Genomic DNA, 14551 nt, shown 5'->3' with positions numbered 1-14551 from the left:
TTCTAATGTCCAATTATGGCGTAAACTAAATCACGCCCGTCTGATTGTACTATACGAGTTTTGACTTGTAAAGCCGACTCAAGCTCAGATAAAGTGATGTCGTCAAGGAATACTTCCTCACCACTTCTAAGCATCGTACATGACAATAATAAACTATCTCCAAGCTCTCTGTTTGAAAGCTGTTTTATCAAATCCTGTCCTGTAATTAATCCAGAAACAGTAATCTCTTCTCCGAAAAATTCGTTTGTGATTGCAACAACATCAACCGTAACTCGATTGAACTTTTCTGTAATCAAATCTGCAAGCTGGCGCATAAATGGAGCTGCAAGCTTTCCAGTTGCGATAGTCACATGACGCTTTTTCATAAATAATGGCTTTTTAATGTCCTCAAGGGCATCCAAAACTTCTTCGTGAAGGAGTCTTAGCATTCCAACACCATTTTCAAGCTGGATAAAACCATCGTATCTATCAGCCTCAGGAAGTGGTCTTCCTGCAAGAATATACCACTCATCAGATGCTTGAACAAAATGATTGCCAAGGCGTTCCATTGCTATCTGCTGCCAATGCTCTATTTGGTCGATTACCTTTCCTGCTTCCTCAGGTGTGTAGGTGCGAAGTGGGAAAAGCCCATCTCTGAACTTTGTGACACCAACAGGCACTACTGACATAGAGCTCATGACAGGTGCAAACTCCATCAAATCAGAAATTGTACGATCTAATTCCGGTCCATCATTAAGCCCTGGGCAGGAAACAACCTGGGCATTCATAGGAATCTCTGCTTCATAAAGCTTACGAATCTTATCAAGAATATCTCCTGCAAATCGGTTGTGCAAAAGCTTCACTCTAAGCTCAGGATTAGTTGCGTGAACAGATATATTGATTGGGCCAAGCTTATAAGCAATGATACGATCCAAATCAGCCATCTTCATATTTGTCAAAGTAACATAGTTACCCTGTAAAAATGAAAGACGTGTATCGTCATCCTTGAAATAAAGAGTCTCTCGCATGCCTGGTGGCATTTGATCGATGAAGCAAAATGCGCATTTATTTGAGCATGATTTGTAATCATCCATAAGACCATTACAGAAAATTACACCAAGGTCTTCCCCCTCTTCCTTTTCTACAAAAACTGAAGAGGTAGTACCATCCTCATGGAGAAGCTCAACCGTGATATCTGCATCATCCGAATAGTAATGATAATCAAAAATATCAACAAGCTCTACATTATTAATTTTTGTGATTATATCCCCAGGAATAAGTCCAGCTCTATCAGCAGGGCTGCCTTCACTTACCTGAGCGATTTTATGACTTGAATTTAACATACTGGTATATACTCAAAAGCATTTTTAATATGCTTTAAATGTCCTTCCTCAATTGCAATAACATCAAACCTAACACTTGTACCGCCATCCATGTGACGACTGTACATATAAAAATCTGCGACTCTAGAAATTTTACGCATTTTATTAAAGTTAACCGCCTCAAAGCCGGTCCCTTTTGCAGCAGATTTTCTATATTTTACTTCTACAAAAACTAAGTAGCTGCCATCCTTTGCAATAATGTCTACCTCTCCCATTTTACAGTAAAAATTCATTTTGAGAATAGACATACCTTGACGCTTCAGATAGTCAGCTGCCAGCTTTTCAAAATCATTTCCTTGCGTTCTGTAATTCAATAAAACCTCAATTCTAACCTAGCTTTGATTTAATCTTTTCCATATCATTTACAAAGACCAAAATCTCAGCAACAACCTCGTATAACTCTGGTGGGATTGCATCACCAATATTTAATTTACTAAGGGTCTGAGCCAATTCATTATCCTGGTAAAAAGGCACATCTGCCTTCTTTGCCTCTTCGATGATTTGCTCAGCCACATAGCCCTTTCCTGAAGCCAAAATCTTTGGTGCTGTATCTCCAGCCTCGTAAGAAAGGGCAACAGCAGTTTTGTTTTTATCAAATGTCTTTTCTTCTGCCATAATTATGCCCTCATATCAAAGCTATATCTATGAACTATGCCTTCTGATGTGTTTTCTGTAGATATTGGCGCAGCCCCAAGAAAATCCTCTACAAAAGATTTCTTTGGCTCACCACAGGTTACTTCAGATGTAACTGAGAAACCTTTCTTGGCAAGCCGCTCAGTAAGAATATCTAAATTGTCCTCAATAAGCTTCATAGAATCCTCGCTAGCAAGATTCCATTTGCAACCAACCTTGGACTCCTTCAAACTAATGAAAACATCTGTAGAACCTAAATACTCCATATCGAAGTGAAGAAATGCAGTAATTTCCTCGCCCTGCTCATAAGATGCCTTTTTGTTCTGGCGAACATAAAGCATACTATCAGTGTTCTGATTGTACATCTTCAGTGGAATCTGGATGAAATTATACATTTCATTTGCAGAATTCATAAAGTTGACATTCTGCTTAATCTGAGATGTTTGAGTTTTGATTGTGTCAGCAGCCTTATTATTAAAGTTTGCTACAAAACGCTCTAAGGCCTCCGTCTGCTTCAGAACTCTTTCATATAGCTTTGAAATCTCGCCCGGCTTGGTAACCTCTTTTGGCTCCATAGCAAAGCTATTAGTAATTATATTTTTAAGAAGACCCTTATATAAAGGTGTTCCAATAATATCATTGAGTGTCTGCTTAGGAATATCAGGATTATTATTAAGATAATCTGTAATTTCCCTGAAAACCTGATTCATATCTGCATCTGCCTTGAGAGTGCCATTTTCAGCAAAAATCTCGTGATTATCCTTTGGAAAATCTGGCAGAGTGTTCAATATAGTATTGAATGAATCAATCTGTTTTTCAGATGCAAATGTATTTAAAACCTGTGTACCAAGCTCATTTTCCATGACCTGAGTCTGGTTAACAGTAGTGCTTTCTGTCTGATTAGAAATAATAGCCTCTGTATCTACCATGCCAGACTGAACCTGATTAGGATTCACTGCCTGTTCAGCGATAGCCTGCCCATTTACCTGAGGTTGCTGACCCGGTTCTAAAGCAATGGCAGTTTCTGTGGCAGCAGCTGGATTATTTGTGACATTAGTAGTATTTTCTGTGACAGCAGCTGTGGTGCTATCAACAACAACAGGAGCACTTTCTGCCTCAGCAGTAGCTTCTGCAGCAATAACCTCATTAGTGTTAACAAATATACCCCTAATAGCATTATTGATGCCAATTACATCTCCTGTAGATACTTCACTGCTAGTCATTATCTCGTGAAGCATATCTGAAATCACATCAAAATTATCTGATAGCACAGCCTTGTCATTAGCATAGTTTTGGAACATGCTGACGTTTTCAGGTGTAATCGGAAGATTTGATTTAGACATGGTTACAAGAGTCTGAATATCCACCCCTGGATTATTAATCATAGCACGATTCATAGCTGTCAAATTCTCAGGGCTGACAGACATAGAATTCTGCATCATTGAATTAACCATGTTGATTGTGCGCTCTGTAGCTGCCAAATTGGCCATATCCAAAGCTTTAAGAAGTGTAGGATTAGCATCTAGACTAGTAAGAGAAACTGGACGAATTTGTATAAGATTCCCATCGTTGCTTTTTACTTCAAAAAACACAGACTGACCAGGAGTAAGACTAACTCCCGAATCCAAACGCGCTGTCATAGTCTGACCATTGGCAAGCCCAATAGTAACCTTGCCATTGTCAATCGAGTTAACAGAGCCCTCAAAAACCTCGCCTTCTTTAAGGTTGTCAGTTACAGAGCCCGTAAGGGACTGACTCTGACTCAGCTTTGTCATGTCAGCTCCGTTAACATAATTTGAGTTGTAAGGATTCAGTCCAGTGTTAATGTTCATAATTCACCTAATTAAACAAAGTTTCCTATGAAGGATCTTCTATGAATTGGACAAGGGCCGTATTTCTTGAGAGCCTCGATATGCTCTGCGCTACCGTAACCCTTGTTAGATGCAAAATGATATTCAGGATAAATGCTGTCGTATTCTACCATCATTCTATCTCTAGTAACCTTTGCAATAATGCTGGCTGCACCGATAGATATTGATTTGGCATCACCCTTTATAATTGGAACCTGATGTATTTTTACCTCAGGTATAGTAACTGCATCATTTAACAGTACCTGTGGCTCTACTGAGCATTCTGAAATAGCCTGGCGCATTGCTTCGTATGTAGCCTGAAGGATGTTGATTTCATCTATGCGCTGCTCTGAGCATACGCCAATTCCAACTGAAACAGCCTCTTTCATAATGATTTCGTATAGTTCTTCTCTTTTTGAGGCTGAAAGCTTTTTAGAATCATTGATATAAAGAATACTGCAATCCTTTGGCAAGACAACGCAAGCTGTAACAACAGGGCCTGCAAGTGGTCCTCTTCCAACTTCATCAATACCGCCAATATAGTCAAATTCAGGCCAATACTGGTTTTCATATTCCTTGAGGCGTTCTATGCGTTCCCTCTCAATACGAAGCTTTTCCATACGTTTCTGGGCCATGCCTATGATTTTTGAAACTCCTGGTCGGCCGTCATTAATATATTCTTCGATAAAATCTGGAAGTAAAAGCTCACTAGTCTCTTTGTATTCTTTTTGAATTTCTGAAATCTTCTTTTCGCTCATGTCTATTCTATATTCTCTACAAGTCCAAATGAATCAAATGGGTAAACTCTAAGCCAAGCTCGTCCCACAATGTCTTCACCTTTAACATTACCAACAGCCTCAAAACGCGAGTCTGTACTGTTGTTTCGATTGTCTCCTAGAACAAAGTATTCATCAGGTCCAAGAAGAATTTCGCTGCTAGCAAGGCCAGCGTTCATAATAACATCAGTGCCATATTGCTCATCAAGAACCTGGCCATTGATGTAAATAGTGCCTTCGCTGTCTATGCTAACTACCTCGCCTGGCAAGCCGATGATTCGCTTAATGTAATATGTGTCTTCCTCATATTTAGGTGGAAAAACAACAACATCAAAACGCTCTGGTTCGTTAAAACGATAGCTGATTTTGTCAACGATAAGATTGTCCCCATCTGACAAAGTATCTTCCATAGATGAACCACTAACTACCGTACGTTGTCCTATGAAATGAGTGATAAGAAAAACAACTCCAAAACATACAAGCACATTGATAATAACGCTGATGATTTCCTTAGCTACTGATGCTTTTGTAAGAGGTTCTTCCTCATCATCCTTCTTTTTCTTCTTTTCTTTTTTAGGCTTTGAATCGAAGTCCGACAAATCTTCTACTTCTTTAATATTCTGTCTAGCCCTTTCGATGTCTCTTTTGATTTCCTGCTCTTCCTCGTTAAAGTCGATAACCTTCATGCTTATGGCCTTTCAAGTGAAATTTTTCCTAGACTACCGTTCCTAAATTCATCTATTAAAACTGAAGCAGCCTTGTCGAAATCTGGCTCAGAGCCCTTTTTCAAGAAGTTTCTCTTGAGGGCAATTTCAGTAATAATTTCATGATTAACTAAATCTTCATTTACTTCATAACGAGCAGCTAATGCTCCTGGATAAGTCTCTTTTATAAAATCTACAAGCTCCATTGCAAGCTCTCGAGTCTCGATGATTGCATCGTTGATAGAGCCAATAAATGCTAAATGCAAACCAACAGTATTATCCTCAAACTTTGGCCAAAGGATACCTGGTGTATCAAGAAGCTCCACTGATTTGTTAAGCTTAATCCATTGTTTGCCCTTTGTAACACCTGGCTTATTACCCGTCTTTGCTACTGCTTTACCTGCAAATGAATTAATGAATGTAGACTTTCCAACATTAGGAATACCTACAACCATGGCTCTAACTGGGCGATTCTTAATGCCACGTTTTCTGTCCTTTTCAAACTTTGCGGCGCAAACCTCATCAAGTGTGGCCTGAACGCCCTTCATGTTCTTTCTATCACGGGAATCAAGCTCGACGCAATAAAAGCCCTGATCCTTGAAATACGAAATCCATTTCTGATTAACAGCTTTGTCTGCTAAATCAGATTTGTTTAAAAGAACAAGACGAAGCTTGCCATTAGCAAGTCCATTTATATCAGGATTTCGGCTAGATATAGGACATCTAGCGTCGATAACCTCGATAACCAAATCTATAAGTTTTATATCCTCCTGCATCTGACGCTTTGCTTTGGTCATATGCCCTGGATACCATTGAAATTCCATATTCACCTCTCGTTAGAATGGGTATTTAGCCCAAACCTTGCCTAAAATATCTTCGTTGGTAACGAAACCAACACTTTCATAACGCGAATCCTCTGAAGAATTACGATTATCACCTAGTACAAAATACTGATCATCCAAAAGTGTAATTGGAGTCGCTGCAATACCTGGATTTTCTATGCGCTCCACATCAAGATTTTCTTTGTATAATTCATCATTGATGTAAATACGACCATTGCTGATATAGATAGTATCCCCTGGCACTGCAATAACACGCTTTACGCTGTAGCTGGCATTAACATTAGACTTTGGCTTGAAAGCGATGACATCCCCTGCCTCAGGCTCAGAAAACTTGTAAGCAATGGTGTTTACAAGTAATATATCGGATGTTTGATAGGTTGGCTCCATAGATGCATTGGAACATTCTACTTGTTTACCGAATGCAGTTACAACTCCAAATGCCAAGCCAATCACAAGCACTAATTCCAGCAAAAATATCAAAACGTATCTTACTTTATCGAAATTTATTTTCTTGCGGCGTCTTCTAAAATTTAGTCCATCGTTTTTACGATGAAAGGTTTTATTAAATAATCGTTTAATTGATAAAAGCATACAAAAATCCCTTTAAATCTTTAGTATAAATATACCGCACTTTAGTCTAAAAATAAAGAACAGTCACAATAAAGTGACTGTTCCAGTGGATTCCGAGATTAGATTCTCTCCTTAACCTTTGCCTTCTTACCTGTGAGCTCTCTGAGGTAGAATAGCTTAGCTCTACGAACTTTACCTTTTCTAACTACTTCGATCTTCTCAACGTTAGGGCTGTGAAGTGGCCAAGTCTTTTCAACGCCTACGCCGTTTGATGACTTACGAACTGTGAATGTCTCACGGTTGCTTCCACCCTGTCTCTTAATAACTGTACCCTCGAATACCTGTGTACGAGTACGGTTACCTTCAACGATACGGCCGTAAACCTTTACTGTGTCACCTACCTGAAACTCAGGTACTTCTGCCTTAAGCTCGGCAGCTTCAATGTTTCTGATAATCTCGTTTGCGTTCATTTTAATTCCTCCAAATTTAGCGACATTCTTAATATTCCCTATTGAATAACAGCGGAACATCTCTTTTTTGCAACTCATTTATAATAACATGGTTGTTTATAATAATCAACAATCATTTTCCAAATATTTAGCATATAAATCAGGCCTACGTTCTTTTGTGCGCTCAATTGACTGCTCGTGTCTCCACGCATCAACCTTTGCATGATCACCTGATAAAAGAATAGCTGGAACTCGTCTATCATTCCAAATCTCTGGCCTAGAATACTGAGGATATTCCAAAAGATTGTTTTCTAAAGATTCATCCTCTCCTGATTCTGAGTTTGTAAGTACCCCTGGAACCATACGTGAAATAGCATCAATCATAACAAGTGATGGAAGCTCACCGCCAGTAAGTACATAATCACCGATTGAATAATACTCGTCAACGATTTCCTCAAGTACTCTTTCATCGATGCCCTCGTAATGTCCGCAAAGTAAGCAAATATCTTCTTTTAAAGCAAGTGTCTTTGCATCTGGCTGCTTGAAAAGCTTCCCCTGTGGTGTCAAATAGATGCAATGAACCTTGTGTCCAGCCTTTTCACAAACTGCCTGGTATGCATCATAGATAGGCTGAGCCTGCATAACCATGCCGGCACCACCGCCATATGGATAATCATCCACCTTTTTATGCTTATCAAGTGTGTAATCACGAATATTAATAGCTTCGAATGAAATAGAACCAGCCTTGCTAGCACGGCCAAGGATACTGGTATTTAACGCATCCTCAATCATTTCTGGAAAAAGGGTTAAAATATAAAACTTCATATTAATCCATCAATCCTTCCATCAAATGAATTTCCATTCTGCGTCCTTCGATATCTACATCCAAGATGCAATCCTTGATAGCTGGAACGAGAACAGTTTTGCCGCTTTCAAGGGTAATCTCATAAACATCATTAGCACCTGTTTCCATAACATCAGAAATAGTGCCAAATCTATTATCCTTGTCAGAATCAAGATAAACATCACAGCCAATAAGATCCGCGATGAAATACTCATCCTCCTTAAGGTCTACGCGATTATCCTTTGTCACATAAAGGCCGTGGCCCTTATATTTTTCAATATCATTGATATTATCGATGCCCTTAAACTTAAGGATAACAAGATTCTTCTGTGGACGAGCATTTTCAACCTCAAGGCTGATATAGCCCTCCTTACCTGCATCCAAAAGCAAATTCTTCATATTCTTAAATCTGGAAATATCGTCTGTAAGAGGAAAAACCTTTACCTCGCCTCTAATTCCATGAGTCTGTGTAATTGAACCAACCTGATATAAATCTTCCAAACTAATTAACTCCTAATTTTTTCTATTAGACTATCATATACAAATAGCTCTTTGCAAATGATAGGGCTATCAATTATTTTACTCATTGGCCTTGAGGCTTGCAACCATATCTATCTTTTTAAGATTACGAGACAAAGCAATACTTGTAACAAACATGATTAAAAGTGTACCTATTATTGCAATAAGATAGGCCGATATATCTATGTTTGCAAAGAAATCGTAATTGTCACCTATAGCATATTTAAACATACAGTCAGTAAATTCATACCCCAGTGGTAAACCAAGGATTATCCCTACTAAGGTAAGCCATAGATTTTGCTGGGTGTAAATAAGTGCCAGTTTATTAAACTTAAAGCCTAATACCTTAAGCGTTGCAAACTGGTACATCTTCTCGCTAAGTGCAAGGATTCCCATATTGTAAATGATAATAAACCCAAGGATAGCTGATATTGCGATTAATAAAACTATCATATTGCTTATCATCTCAAGCATAACATTCATCTGCTCTTTCAGTGATTCAATTGATGAAATCGTAGATACTCCATCTATATCTGAGTCAGTTAAATCACTAAGATCATCATTTGTATAAATGGTATCGCAAACATAATCCTCGCCCAGACCTTCAAAGGCTACTCTTGTCATAGAAAACTGTTGACTCTGCGGATCTCTGTAGGCGGCTACAATCTTAGTTTCATACCAATCATCCTCCCCCATGATTCTCCATTTAACTGTATCTCCTAATGAAAATCCATTATCTTTTAGAAGTTTTTCTGTTGCAAAAAGCGCCCCCGCTTCATTTACGTCTCCATCTGTGCTTCCTGGTATTCCATCATTAATATCATAGGTGTTTGTATCATGGTCAGATACTCGTAAATATCCATCTGAATCATTTACAGTAATAGAAGAAGTTACTATATTACCCTCTGAATCCTTGTATTCGATGGCAACTGTCTGACTGGTTGCATCTCCGTATGCATCAAACAATTCATCCAATCTTTCATCTGAAACATTTTCTGAAAGATTGAGCTTGTAATTATATGCTTGTATCTTATCAAACTCCCATACAAGATAGTGCTGAAGTGAATCCTGCATGCCAAATGCCATCACTATTAAAAGTGTAGAACCCATAACACCAACTATAGCCATGATACTTCTAGATTTACTTCTGAAAATATCCCTCAGATTCCATTTTACGGAAAATGGCAATTTAGCGCTTAGTCCTTTGCCACCTTCCTTTGCCTTAATTTTAATGTGTGGAACTTCAAGTCTAAGAGTTTGAGCTGCAGATTCCTTCAAAATACTCTTTATTGAATAATAAGTTATTATCGTAATTACGATAACAATTAAAGAAGCAACTATATAATTCTTACTTAGAATACATCTGTGAGCGTCTGGCAAATCAAACATAGAGAGCTCCATGTTAAGGAAAGGTTGACCAAGTACAGGACCACCAATTACAATTCCAAGAATTGCAGCAATTAAACTTACCCAAAAGCCATATGCAATATAATGCATTGTAACTTTTCTATTTCTAAATCCTAAAGCCTTCAATGTTCCAATCTGCACTCTCTGTTTCTTTACAAATCGACTCATAGTTGTAACAACAGAAAGACCTGCTATGAAAACAAACAATACAGTAAACATTCCTGAGTAGGTATCACCCTCCTCCGATTCAGCCTTTAAAGTCTCATAAGATGGCCATACATCTCTACCAGTGATTGCACTTATAGAAATGTCATCAAGCTCATACAGCTCATTCTTTACTGACTTTAACTTGTTCTCAAATTCATCAAGCTTATTAGAATTAATATATGGATTTGGAGCTACTCCTGTCACATCAACTATAGCATTTGGATAGATGTAGAAATCATCCATTCCAAAATCTATAGGACACTCATTCATGGACAAATAGACCCATCCAAAATCAGCGGCATCCTGGAAAATAACAGTAGGATCAGATACCGTATATACGTGATCTGGAGATGATACAATTCCTCGAACCACCTCTGTAAATTCATAGCCCTCTACATAAAATGTCAGTTCATCTCCAACTTCAATATCTCTGGCCTTAGCGAAATAATATCCAACCCAAACACCATCTTTATCAGGGCTGTATTCCTCACCATCTCTTAAATACATAGAAGAAATATTCTTTTCATCATCCTCTGCATCCAGAAAATTCAACTCAGCTTGAATATTTTCAAGTTCTGAATTCTCCTTATTTTCCACATCTACTGAGCCCTGCATCGAAAGATATCTTTCCACGTCTGCTACATTGTCTAACGCCTTAATTTTATCTAAATCTTCCTCGGAAAAATTTTCTCCATACAACCATAAATCTTGAAGATTATTCTTTTCATAGAATTCTACTGAAGAATACTTCAATCCATCTGAAAAAGCATTGATACCTGAAAATGCCATAATCGCCAAAAAAATCATGGCAAAAATGGTAAAGAACTGTCCCAGGTTTTCCTTTATATCTCTTAATAATTTTTTTCTCAACATTTTACCATTGAACCTCATCTATGTTTGCTGGATTTGCATTCTCTTCTACACTCTTTATTTTGCCGTTTTTCACACGTATAACAACGTCGGCGATATCTGCAATAAGTGCATTATGGGTAACGATAATAACAGTATTATTACCTCTTTCCTTTGTAGTTTGCTTTTTCAAAATCTTGAGAATCATTACGCCTGTTTGAGAATCAAGGGCGCCTGTAGGTTCATCGCATAAAAGAAGTGCTGGATTCTTTGCAATAGCACGTGCGATAGAAACACGCTGCTGTTCGCCACCAGATAATTGATTTGGAAATTTATTCATGTGTTCTGATAATCCCACATCCTGAAGTGCTTCAGCCGCATCGAGATGATCTTTTACAATTTCATTAATCAACTCCACATTTTCTTTTACAGTAAGTGAAGGAAGAATATTGTAAAACTGGAAAATAAAGCCTACCGATTTAGCTCTAAAATCGCTGAGCTTATTCTCTGAATATCCGGTAATATTTTCTCCATTTACAATTACTTCTCCTTCAGAAGGAGTGTCCATTCCTCCAATGAGATTAAGTAATGTAGATTTTCCTGCTCCTGACGGACCAAGTATTACTACAAATTTTCCTTCCTCAATGTCTAAATCAACATGGTCCAAAGCTCGAAACTCTTTTTCTCCCACGTTATAAACCTTTGATACATTTCTTAATGATACTTTATTCACCTGTCTCCTCCTTGTCCTATCTAGCCTTTTCAATCGCAATTAAATAATAGCACATTTAGTTAGTTATTTCTAACTACAATTTGTGAATTCTATCATAAATATAAAAAACACCTAGCCCTTATGGACTAGATGCCTCTCATTAACCATCTATGATAGCAAGTTAATATAATTTATCATCCTGATTTAATACTGTACAATGAAGCCTCTTTCATCAGCTTCAATAGGAATCTGCTGCTTTTGCACATCGTCAATGCCTATGTACCTGTCACTAGCCAACGACTTAATAAACAAGTATATAGCTTCCTCGGCTCCCTGAACCTCTACAGTGACCGAGCCATCATATTCATTTTTCACGTACCCAGTAAGGTGATACTGGTTGGCAGCATTATTAGCTGTATATCTAAAACCAACTCCCTGCACTCTACCGGTAAATACCATTCTATATCTAACCAACTGATTCACCATCGCTTTCATCCTCTTATTTCTTACCATGTAAATTATTATAATGCTAAACAGCGTTAAAACAATGACAACAAGCGTTATCACTGACATAATACTAAACATGGTTGCCGTCATCAAACCGGTAGGATGCCCATGGGCATCTGGATTACCATTCACTTCCAATTCAAACGTAAAATGTAAAACAAGATAATCAAAGAATAGTTGAAACGGAATGATTATCAGCATTATAAAAGGATTAAACTCTCTTGTAGTTTTATTTTGACTCATTATTCCCCCTAGACTTCTCCATTTAAAGAAAAAGTGGAATCATAGAGATTCCACTTTAATTTTTAATTTGCAAATACTTTTATTCTCCCTTCGATATTAAAGACATACTACTGCTGTAACTCAAATTCAAGGCTAATTACAGTACCATCGCTTTCTGAATTAACTGTGATAGAACCATCTTCATTTAGAGTGCCCTTATCTAAGAGTAATTCGTCTTCACTATTAACTACAAAGACAACAGAATCTTTCTTAACTTTATAATCGCCTGAAACCGAATATTCCTGTAGTTCCTCATCAATTCCAGAATATATATCATCTAAAGAACCTTTAATCTCGTTCTCCATATCTGCAAACAAAGCATCAGCACTTTCATAACCAGAATACTGTGCAACTTCATCAGTAATATCTGATCTTGAAAAACCTTCAGACTCTAAAGACTTATCAATAATTGTATCCATGCTATCATCTACAAGTGTAGAAAACTGATCTTTGAAACTTGTAGTATCAAAAGCCATTGTGAATGTGTTATCATCTGATAACTCTAATGTCACATCCATAGTGATATCTCCGGCATTAATTCCTACATCAGCTAATGCCTGCATATCCTCTTGACTTGAAAACTGAGCAAGTTTAATTTCCGAAACATAATTTCCAGAAATGTCCTTTCCACCGCATCCTGTGAATACTGTTGCAACCGCTGTTACTGTTGCTAGCATTAACGCTAATTTCTTTTTCATATTACATCTCTCCTTAAAAATTATATTTAATGATGTGGATTGCCACACCATATAAAATATTAACAAATTCAATTTTTTTAGTAAAGCATCTTCTTGACAAAAAATAAACAATTTTAATACCTCCCCCATTACAACAATTATAGCAAAGTATATTTATGTAATGGAGGTAGGCTTAACTCTTAATAGATAGTCTGACCACATTGGTTCATGCACCTACATCAATTAATAAATTATAAAGCATTCACCATTCCAACCACATGGAATATGTCCTGATAAATATATTTCTATCATTTGGTCAAAAAATGTGGAAGAAAATACATTTTCGTACTTATATAGCATTAATAAAGTCAATATATTAAATTGGATGTCAACTCTCACAAAATCTTCAAATCCCCCCGCTTCTAAAGCGTCATTGACATGTTCCATTATTTCTTTTAACAATCCAGACTTTAGTTCTTCTGTATAATTATTCCACTTCTGATACTCTTCATTAAAGTTTTTATGCAAAAAGACAGTAAAATCCCCTCTTTTTTCAAGGACAGCATTTTCCCATGCTTGAGATTTTATTTTCTTTTTCATTTCAGTTTTAGAAACATACTCAACTTCAAACTGAAAATGATCTTTTACTCCTAATCTCGACAACCATTTACATTGTATTATTTCGTTTATTATTGTATTCATAATCATTATATTTCCCATAAACTAATATAAATAAATTCGTCCAGGTATTCTTGAAACAAGGCTATTTATTTATCAGACCATATTGCTGTTATTGTTTATATGCTAATCTAGTCAGTGTGCCTGCCCCCTTTACAAATTGCTATTAATATATTTAAGTAAAAACTCATCAAATGAACTAGCGTACCTTTCATTGCTATAAAGCTCGTAAATCGGATATTCATCCTCTTGTTTTTGTGTTAAATCCATATAAAAAATAGCATCATTAGGTTCAGCAATAATCAACTTGTTTACATAAGAATCATCATTTTTTCTCACCAATTCATTTATGTACACAACATCTCCACCAACAACAGTATCAAAATCCATTTCATAAACACTATAGATTTCAACGCCAAAAACTTCACCACCAGAATAGTTTTCAAGCCACCAAATATAAGATTTTGGAAAAACTACATTAAGTCTTTTTTCTGCTTTTTCAACCCACTCTTTAGATATTCCATCCCCATAATCTGCAAAATCTACATCTCCTTCATTATCCGATATTACATTGATTAACTCATCATACATAGTCAATTTCTCCTTTAATTAAAATCTAATGCTCTATTTTGCCAATAATTTTTTGTCCATTTACTATGTAATGTTGTCAGGCACCTACAAATA

At 37.0% G+C, this 14551-nt stretch carries 17 protein-coding genes; all 17 read right to left on the bottom strand.

Annotated features, from left to right (window positions below; translation table 11 throughout):
- Positions 1-2: 2 nt before the first annotated feature.
- Complete coding sequence (locus E7274_RS12940) at positions 3-1322, bottom strand: DUF512 domain-containing protein (protein WP_304176441.1); 1320 nt, start codon at positions 1320-1322, stop codon at positions 3-5.
- Positions 1316-1675 carry a YraN family protein gene (locus tag E7274_RS12935; RefSeq protein WP_304176439.1) on the bottom strand — a complete coding sequence of 120 codons (360 nt, stop codon included), beginning with the start codon at positions 1673-1675 and terminating at the stop codon, positions 1316-1318. Before E7274_RS12935 ends, E7274_RS12940 begins: the two co-directional genes overlap by 7 nt.
- Positions 1676-1688: 13 nt before the next feature.
- Positions 1689-1976, bottom strand: coding sequence for an EscU/YscU/HrcU family type III secretion system export apparatus switch protein (locus E7274_RS12930; RefSeq protein WP_033154042.1), 288 nt, complete (start codon positions 1974-1976; stop codon positions 1689-1691).
- A 2-nt stretch (positions 1977-1978) separates the two neighbouring features.
- Complete coding sequence (locus E7274_RS12925; protein ID WP_304176437.1) at positions 1979-3826, bottom strand: flagellar hook-length control protein FliK; 1848 nt, start codon at positions 3824-3826, stop codon at positions 1979-1981.
- Between the two features lie 11 nt (positions 3827-3837).
- Positions 3838-4602, bottom strand: a complete 765-nt coding sequence (locus E7274_RS12920) for a ribonuclease HII (RefSeq protein WP_304176435.1) — start codon at positions 4600-4602, stop codon at positions 3838-3840.
- 2 nt (positions 4603-4604) lie between these two features.
- Positions 4605-5126: a signal peptidase I gene (lepB, locus tag E7274_RS12915; protein WP_304176466.1), complete on the bottom strand. Its 522-nt coding sequence runs from the start codon at positions 5124-5126 to the stop codon at positions 4605-4607.
- A 182-nt stretch (positions 5127-5308) separates the two neighbouring features.
- Positions 5309-6148, bottom strand: a complete 840-nt coding sequence (gene ylqF, locus E7274_RS12910) for a ribosome biogenesis GTPase YlqF (RefSeq protein WP_304176433.1) — start codon at positions 6146-6148, stop codon at positions 5309-5311.
- Between the two features lie 12 nt (positions 6149-6160).
- The gene (gene lepB, locus E7274_RS12905; protein WP_304176431.1) at positions 6161-6757 is read right to left on the bottom strand and encodes a signal peptidase I; all 597 of its coding nucleotides are present in this window, start codon (positions 6755-6757) and stop codon (positions 6161-6163) included.
- A 98-nt stretch (positions 6758-6855) separates the two neighbouring features.
- Complete coding sequence (rplS, locus tag E7274_RS12900) at positions 6856-7206, bottom strand: 50S ribosomal protein L19 (protein ID WP_033154038.1); 351 nt, start codon at positions 7204-7206, stop codon at positions 6856-6858.
- A 105-nt stretch (positions 7207-7311) separates the two neighbouring features.
- Entirely contained in the window at positions 7312-8010 is a 699-nt protein-coding gene (trmD, locus tag E7274_RS12895; protein WP_304176429.1) for a tRNA (guanosine(37)-N1)-methyltransferase TrmD, read from the bottom strand.
- A 1-nt stretch (position 8011) separates the two neighbouring features.
- Positions 8012-8530 carry a ribosome maturation factor RimM gene (rimM, locus tag E7274_RS12890; RefSeq protein ID WP_033154036.1) on the bottom strand — a complete coding sequence of 173 codons (519 nt, stop codon included), beginning with the start codon at positions 8528-8530 and terminating at the stop codon, positions 8012-8014.
- Between the two features lie 78 nt (positions 8531-8608).
- Positions 8609-11035: an FtsX-like permease family protein gene (locus tag E7274_RS12885; RefSeq protein WP_304176427.1), complete on the bottom strand. Its 2427-nt coding sequence runs from the start codon at positions 11033-11035 to the stop codon at positions 8609-8611.
- A gap of 1 nt (position 11036) precedes the next feature.
- Positions 11037-11744, bottom strand: a complete 708-nt coding sequence (locus E7274_RS12880; RefSeq protein WP_304176425.1) for an ABC transporter ATP-binding protein — start codon at positions 11742-11744, stop codon at positions 11037-11039.
- 183 nt (positions 11745-11927) lie between these two features.
- The gene (locus tag E7274_RS12875; RefSeq protein ID WP_304176423.1) at positions 11928-12209 is read right to left on the bottom strand and encodes an acylphosphatase; all 282 of its coding nucleotides are present in this window, start codon (positions 12207-12209) and stop codon (positions 11928-11930) included.
- 371 nt (positions 12210-12580) lie between these two features.
- Positions 12581-13210: a hypothetical protein gene (locus E7274_RS12870; RefSeq protein ID WP_304176421.1), complete on the bottom strand. Its 630-nt coding sequence runs from the start codon at positions 13208-13210 to the stop codon at positions 12581-12583.
- Positions 13211-13432: 222 nt separating this feature from the next.
- Entirely contained in the window at positions 13433-13891 is a 459-nt protein-coding gene (locus tag E7274_RS12865) for a hypothetical protein (RefSeq protein WP_304176420.1), read from the bottom strand.
- A 129-nt stretch (positions 13892-14020) separates the two neighbouring features.
- On the bottom strand, positions 14021-14458 hold the full coding sequence (locus tag E7274_RS12860) for an SMI1/KNR4 family protein (protein WP_304176418.1): 438 nt from the start codon (positions 14456-14458) through the stop codon (positions 14021-14023).
- Positions 14459-14551 lie beyond the last annotated feature (93 nt).

The organism is Pseudobutyrivibrio ruminis (assembly GCF_015057245.1).
Classification (GTDB): Bacteria; Bacillota; Clostridia; order Lachnospirales; family Lachnospiraceae; genus Pseudobutyrivibrio; species Pseudobutyrivibrio ruminis_E.
Note: the sequence above shows the minus strand (reverse complement) of the source record. Positions and strands in the feature narration are given on the sequence as shown.